The following is a 6,666-nucleotide window of genomic DNA, read 5'->3' as shown; positions in this document are numbered from 1 at the left end:
GCTCCGGACGGCCAGCTCGTGGTCCGTCCGGCTTTCCGGTGTACCGGGCTCGGCCGGGGCGAGGGCCGGGAGCCGTGCGCCCTCGATGTCGACGTCCGGCACCAGACGGTCGAGCCACCCGGGCATGCGCCAGGCGTGCCGGCCGACCAGGGCCATGACGGCGGGCACGAGCGTCATGCGGACGACGAAGGCGTCGACGAACACGCCGAAGGCGAGCGCGAAGCCGATGGACTTGATGATCGGGTCCTCGTTGAAGATGAAGCCGCCGAAGACCGCGACCATGATCAGTGCGGCGGCCACGACCACGCGCGCGCTGCGGGCGATGCCCTGGGCGATCGCCTCGGCCGGGTCCCCGTGATGCTCGTGGTGTTCGCGCATCCGGCTGACGAGGAAGACCTCGTAGTCCATGGCGAGCCCGAAGAGCACGCCGATGAGGAGGACCGGCAGGAAGCTGGGGACCGGGCCGGTGGCGGCCACGCTCAGCAGGCCGTTCGCGTGGCCCTGCTGGAACACCCAGACCGAGGCGCCCAGGCTTGCGCCGACCGAGAGCAGGAAGCCGAGCGCGGCCTTGAGCGGCACCAGCACCGACCGGAAGGCGATGGTCAGCAGGATCAGCGCCAGGATGACGATGACGGCGATGAACAGGGGCAGAGCGTCCGCGAGTTTGCCGGCGACGTCGATGGCCATCGCGGTCTGCCCGGTGACGTAGAGGGTGCCGCCGGCGGCGGCGACCTCTACGGAATTCTGGCGCAGGCGGTGCACCAGGTCGGTCGTGGCCTGGGCGTCCGGGCTCGACTTGGGGACGACGGCCATGAGTGTGAGGTCGCCGGCGGGGCTGGACACCGAGGGCGAGACGGCGGTGACGTCCTGGTCGGCCGCCAGCGCGCCACGCAGCTTCGTCACCGTGGCCTGCCGCTGGTCCTCGGGGATGTGGCCGGTGTCGACCACGGTGGTGAGCGTGGCGTTGAAGCCCGGTCCGAAGCCCTTGGTGAGCAGGTCGTAGCTGCGGTGCTGCGTACTCGTCTCGGGCTGGGAGGCGTAGCTGGGCAGGCCGAGGCGCAGGTCCCGGGCCGGAAGCGCGACAGCCAGCAGACCCACGACGCCGACGAGCAGCACGGCGGCCGGCGCGCGGGTGACCGTGCGCGCCCACGCCAGTCCCCAGGAGCCCGGAGCGCGCCCCTGCCGGTTGTCCGGACGCTCACGTCGGCGCGGGCGCATCCGCTCGCCGAACACGCCGAGCACGGCCGGGAGCAGGCTGATGGCGACCAGAACGGCGATCAGCACGGTCGCGGCGCCGGCCAGGCCCATGACAGTGAGGAAGGGAATGCCGGCGATGGCCAGCGCGGCCAGTGCGATCACGACGGTGGCTCCGGCGAAGACGACCGCGCTGCCGGCCGTGGCGGTGGCCCGTGCGATCGACTCCTCCCAGTCGGCCTCCGGATCGGCGAGCTGCTCGCGATGGCGGGAGATGACGAACAGCGCGTAGTCGATGCCGACCGCGAGGCCGATCATCAGGGCCAGGGTGGTCGCGGTGCCGGTCATCGTCACGAACCGGGAGACGAACATCGTGCCGAGCACGCCGACGGCCACTCCCACCAGTGCGCTCACCAGCGGCAGCCCGGCCGCGACGAGGGAACCCAGGGCGACGGCGAGGATCGCGAAGGCGATGACGACGCCGGCCAGTTCGGCGGGGCCGCCCGCCTTGGTCTGCGGATTCATGGCGTAGCCGCCGAGTTCGACCTGCAGCCCGGCCTTGCGGACGGGCTGCATCGCGGTGGACAGCGCGTCCTTGGCGGATTGCGGGACGTTCGAGGCCTCCTGCTCGAACCGCACGTCGGAGTACGCGACGGTCCGGTCGGCCGAGACCGCACCACTGGTGGCGGGCTGGGAGACGGCGACGACGCCGGGCACCCGGGCGGCCCTGCGCAGGGCGTCGTCCAGCACCTTCTGCTGTGCCGGGCCGGTGACTGTCGCCCCCTTCGGCGCGGCGACCACGATCCGTACGACACCGCCGGCTGCCGGCGGGAACTTCTCCTTGAGCAGATCCTGCGCCCGCTGTGACTCGACGCCGGGGACCGTGAACTCCGTGGACGTCTTGCCGTGCAAGGACGCCCCCAGGCCGCCGACGACGGCGAGCAGGAGGATCCAGGCGGATATCACCCAGCGGCGGCGGCGAACCGTCCAGCGCGCCCAGGCGTACAGGCGTGAAGCCATCGATGCATTTCCTAACCGGTCGAGACCGCGATCAAGGGGAGCCGGGACGAGGAGGCCGTCGGCGGGCGACGACGGCGCCCCACGAATTGCAGCGTAACGTAATTTTACTATCGACTGTAAAATAGCAAGCGATGGTAAACTTGCGGCATGGTGGGTGACAGCCTCAGGGAACGCAGCAAGACGCGGCGCAGAGAAGCGATCCTCACCGCGGCCTACGAGCTGTTCGCCGAGCGGGGCTTCGACGCCGCGAGCATCGCCGACATCGCCGAGGCGGCCGAGGTGTCGCCGCGCACGGTCACGCTGTACTTCCCGTCCAAGCTCGAACTTGCGATGGCGCACTTCAACGCGTTCATCGACGAGCTCGACCAGACGCTGCACACGCGACCGGAAGGCCAAGGCATCCTCGACACCGTGGAGCAGTGGCTGCGTCGGCAGATGGACGAGCGGAACGAGTCCGATCGGCTCCACGACCGCATGCTGCAAGCCAACCCGCAGCTCAAGGGCCTGTGCGGGGGGCGCCTGGCCGAAGTCATCCAGGACGGCGCCCGCCTCCTCGCCGAAGAGCAGGGCCGGCGCCCCGACGACTTCGCCCCCCGCATCCTTGCCGCCACGGTGGCCAGCGTCATCGGCGAACTGATGCACCGATCCGAGCCCGGCGATCTGGAGACCGCCATGGCCTTCATCCGCGCCGCCGCCGCCACCCTGCAGCCGGGCTGATCCCCCGTCCCGTGTCCGGCCCGAAGCAGGTCACGTCCGCTGGAAGACGCCGTTGGCGAATTCGCTGCAGGGCCCGCGGGCGCTCGGAGTACAGAGAGCCTGTCAGGCCGGCCGGCTGAGTCGGCCGTCCACGACAGCGGGGAGGGACGTGGGCGTTTCGTCGGTGACCCAGGCGAACTCCAGGGCTGCGAGCGTGACTCCCCGGTCCGTCCACACGAGGATCTCGCCGACGTATGCGCCTGACGGGTCATGGACTGGCCCGTCCACGGGCACGAGCGCCTGCGGCAGTGCTGCGTGCTCGCACGGTTCCCGGACCTGCAGGTCGACGCTCACGGAGTCGGGTCCCCAGACGGCGGTGACCTCGGTGCGCTCCAGCTGGCTGCGCAGTTGCGACGCGCCGACGAACTCTGCCGACAGGATGTGCTCAAGCACTGCGCGCTCGTCGGTGTTCAGCGGGCGCGGGTCGATGCGAAGAGCGGCCATGCGCCCATTGTGAGGTGGCTGGGGCGACAGTCACGGGGCGTGGTCATGGCGAAGATCTCCGGTGTGGTGGAGCCGTCCGGAATCGCACCGCACGGAGGTCTTCGCGTCCCGACGCAATGCCCGGCTGACCGTTCAGGGCAGGAGGCAGGCGTACGGCGATCTGTGATGAGCCGTACACGATCCCTGCCGCAGCGCTGTCACAGAGACAGCGCCCGTTCGGTCAATCGTGCAAAAGCGGCATATCGCCGCCCGGCGTCAGATCGCCGGAAATCCCCGCCGTCCAAGGAGGGCAGCACTGTGACCGCAGCGGCTTTTGAGGTGGTGACTCCAGGTACGACTATGGCTACTACTGGCGTGTCCGACACGGCGATCGCTTTGCTGGACGACCGGGGAACGGTGGTCGGATGGACACAGGCCGCCGAGCAGCTTGTCGGATACTCCGCCGGAGAGGCCGTGGGCCGCACCGCCGACCTCGTACTGCCGGAATTCACGCAGGTGCTGACGACATCCGGCTTCGTCGAGCAGTGCCACGTCCGGAACGGTTGGCCCGGCACGACAGAGGCGCGCCACCGCGACGGTCGTATGCTCGACGTCTGCCTGCGGATCTCGATGCTGCGGGGAGGGGAGGGAGCGCTGCGCTGGCTCGTGTCCCTGACGGACGCCGGCGTACCGCACGGGGACGGGCTGAACGAATCGGTGCGAGGACCGCTCATCGCCCGCACGCCGATCGGCATCGTCATCCGGGACCTGCAGCTACAGCGCATCTGGGCGAACGACGCGATGGGGAGCCACGACGGCACTCCACATGATCAACGGCTCGGACGCTGGATCGGCGACGCCCAGCCCGACCACAGCGCCGACGTGCTCGAGGCGCTGATGAGGCAGGTGCTGCAGAGCGGTACCGCCAAGGTCCACGAGTACCGGATGCGGCAGCCCACGGGCCTGGGCGAGGAGCATCCGCTCTCGGTCTCCTGCCACTGCCTCGTGGACGCCGACGGGCAGGCGCTGGGGGTGTGCGTGATCAGCTCCAGCGTCATCGAGAACCAACAGGCGGGCGAGCGCCTCGCCGTGCTCGGCGAGGCCGGCGCGCGTCTGGGCAGCACACTGGACGTGATGCAGATCAGCCAGGAACTGGCCGACCTCGCCGTGCCGCTGCTCGCCGACTATGTCGCCGTGGACCTGGAACAGTCGGTCTCGTTCGGTGAAGGCCCCCCCGGTCGGCATCGGCGCCACGGGCACGTGCCTACCCGGCCTGCGACGTGCCGGCCTGGCATCGATCAACCACGGGGTCCCCGAATCTCCATGGGTGCGGGGTGAACTGGTCCTCGCCCCGCCGGACTCGCCCCTCGCCGCAGTCCTGAGTGCCGGGAAGTCCCGCCTGGAGCCGGTCCTGGACACCGCTCCGGGCACATGGGTCGACGAGGTGCCGGGGCTGGAGCACCGGATCCGCGAGAACGGAATGCACTCGCTCATGGTCGTACCCATCCGTGCACGGCGCACCCTGCTGGGCGTGGTGCTGTTCGTGCGCACGAAGAATCCCGTGCCCTTCCAGGACGCCGATCTGCTGCTGGCCGAGGAGCTCGCCCACCGCGCAGCGCACTCACTGGACAACGCTCGTCAGTACGCGCGCCAGCACACTGCGGCGCTCACCCTGCAACGTCACTCGCTGCCGCGCCGTTTGCGGGGCGGCATGGCGGTCGAGGTGGCGTCGCGTTACCTGCCCGCAGACGCGGACCATTGCGTCGGCGGCGACTGGTTCGACACCATCCCGCTCTCCGGCGCGCGTGTGGCCCTCGTCGTCGGTGACGTGGTCGGCCACGGCCTCCACGCCGCCGCGACCATGGGTCGGCTGCGCACCGCCGTCCGCACCCTCGCCGACATGGAGCTACCCCCCGACGAACTGCTGGCCCGCCTCGACGACACGGTTCAAAGGCTCGGTGAGGAAGAGTGCGACCTCCCGGAGCAGATTCCCGCGGTGACGGGCGCCACCTGCCTGTACGCCGTCTACGACCCGGCTACCCGACAATGCACCATGGCGTCGGCCGGACACCCGCCGCCCGCGATCATTGACGAGCAGGGCCGTGTCGTCTACCCCGACGTCGCCGCCGGTCTTCCCCTGGGGGTGGGACTCGGGAACTCCTTCGAGTGCGTGCAGCTGGAACTGCCCGAGGGGAGTCTCCTCGCCCTCTACACCGACGGTCTGGTCGAATCGCGCGACCACGACATCGACGAAGGAATGCGCCGCCTGGGCAGCGTGCTCGCGGAACCCGGCCGATCGCTGGAAGAACTCTGCGACATCGCGACGCAGAACCTTCCGGACCAGGCGTTGTGCGACGACGTCACCCTTCTCCTCGTCCGCACCCGCGCGCTGAGCCCGAGCCGGACGGCGTTCTGGACACTGCACCGTGACGAGACGGCCGTCCGCGACGCCAGGAACCTCGCGGCACAGCAGCTGACCGAATGGGGCCTGGAAGGTCTCGAGGATGCTACGAAACTGATCGTCAGCGAACTCGTCACCAACGCGGTCAGCCACGGAACCGGACCGATCGGGCTGCGGCTCATCCGGCACCAGGCCCTGACCTGCGAGGTGTCGGACACCGATCCCTGCGCCCCGCGGGCACGTCTCGCACGTGCCACGGACGAGCACGGCCGCGGTCTCTTCCTCGTCGCCAAGCTGTCCCGCAGGTGGGGCTGCCGCTCGGCACCGGGCGGCAAGGTCGTCTGGGCGGAACAGGACCTCCCCGGACATGCGGCCCGGAACCAGTGCCCGCCTGCCCGCAAACCAGCCACGCCACCGTCCATGGGCGTGGGGCCCACGGGGGCCGTCGCCGCCTGACGACCGGCCATGGTGCCTGGACCACCAGGTCAGGCAAGAACAGTTGCATCGGCGGTAGCACCCGTGGACGACACCACGACGTCGTACTGAGAGCGCGACCCTCACCGACCGAAGGCGGAAAGGCCTCCGTCAGGTGCGGACCGGGACCTGGAGATCGGGAACGCCCAGCAGGGCGAGACTGCTCGGCCAGAGCCTGTTCAGCCGGGAGGGGTCGTTGTACAGCTTCGCGAAGAGCACCTGGCCCTCGAGCTGGGCCACGATCGACTGGGCGGCGTCGTGGGTGTCGGCCACCGTCACGTCCCCACGCTCCCGAGCCGCGACGATCACCGCCTCGACCATCTCCACCTGAACCTCGAATATCTCCTGCAGGCGCCCGCGCACGGCATCGGCCTGGTTGCTCATCTCCAGGGAGAGAT

At 70.0% G+C, this 6,666-nt stretch carries 6 protein-coding genes; 3 read left to right on the top strand and 3 right to left on the bottom strand.

Annotated elements, in window-relative coordinates; all coding sequences use genetic code 11:
- Positions 1-2,214, bottom strand: a 2,214-nt coding sequence (locus ABT085_RS42070; protein ID WP_351621124.1) for an MMPL family transporter, incomplete at its 3' end; no start/stop codon positions are given.
- A gap of 147 nt (positions 2,215-2,361) precedes the next feature.
- Between ABT085_RS42070 and ABT085_RS42065 the strand changes: the two genes are divergently transcribed.
- Positions 2,362-2,931 (top strand): TetR/AcrR family transcriptional regulator, encoded by a 570-nt coding sequence (locus ABT085_RS42065; protein WP_351621121.1) that lies wholly within the window; start codon positions 2,362-2,364, stop codon positions 2,929-2,931.
- Positions 2,932-3,033: 102 nt separating this feature from the next.
- Here ABT085_RS42065 and ABT085_RS42060 read toward each other — a convergent pair whose 3' ends face one another.
- Positions 3,034-3,414 (bottom strand): hypothetical protein, encoded by a 381-nt coding sequence (locus ABT085_RS42060; RefSeq protein WP_351621118.1) that lies wholly within the window; start codon positions 3,412-3,414, stop codon positions 3,034-3,036.
- 354 nt (positions 3,415-3,768) lie between these two features.
- Between ABT085_RS42060 and ABT085_RS42055 the strand changes: the two genes are divergently transcribed.
- Together ABT085_RS42055 and ABT085_RS42050 are read left to right on the top strand one after the other, a co-directional pair.
- Positions 3,769-4,731 carry a PAS domain-containing protein gene (locus ABT085_RS42055; RefSeq protein WP_351621115.1) on the top strand — a complete coding sequence of 321 codons (963 nt, stop codon included), beginning with the start codon at positions 3,769-3,771 and terminating at the stop codon, positions 4,729-4,731.
- The gene (locus ABT085_RS42050; protein ID WP_351621112.1) at positions 4,721-6,250 is read left to right on the top strand and encodes an ATP-binding SpoIIE family protein phosphatase; all 1,530 of its coding nucleotides are present in this window, start codon (positions 4,721-4,723) and stop codon (positions 6,248-6,250) included. Before ABT085_RS42055 ends, ABT085_RS42050 begins: the two co-directional genes overlap by 11 nt.
- 129 nt (positions 6,251-6,379) lie before the next feature.
- Here ABT085_RS42050 and ABT085_RS42045 read toward each other — a convergent pair.
- On the bottom strand, positions 6,380-6,666 hold a 287-nt coding region (locus ABT085_RS42045; protein WP_502982950.1), incomplete at its 5' end, for a TetR family transcriptional regulator C-terminal domain-containing protein.

It is taken from the genome of Streptomyces sp. NPDC002265 (assembly GCF_040296125.1).
Lineage (GTDB): Bacteria > Actinomycetota > Actinomycetes > Streptomycetales > Streptomycetaceae > Streptomyces.
The sequence above is the reverse complement of the archived record's forward strand: the minus strand, read 5'-3'. Positions and strand labels throughout refer to the sequence as shown.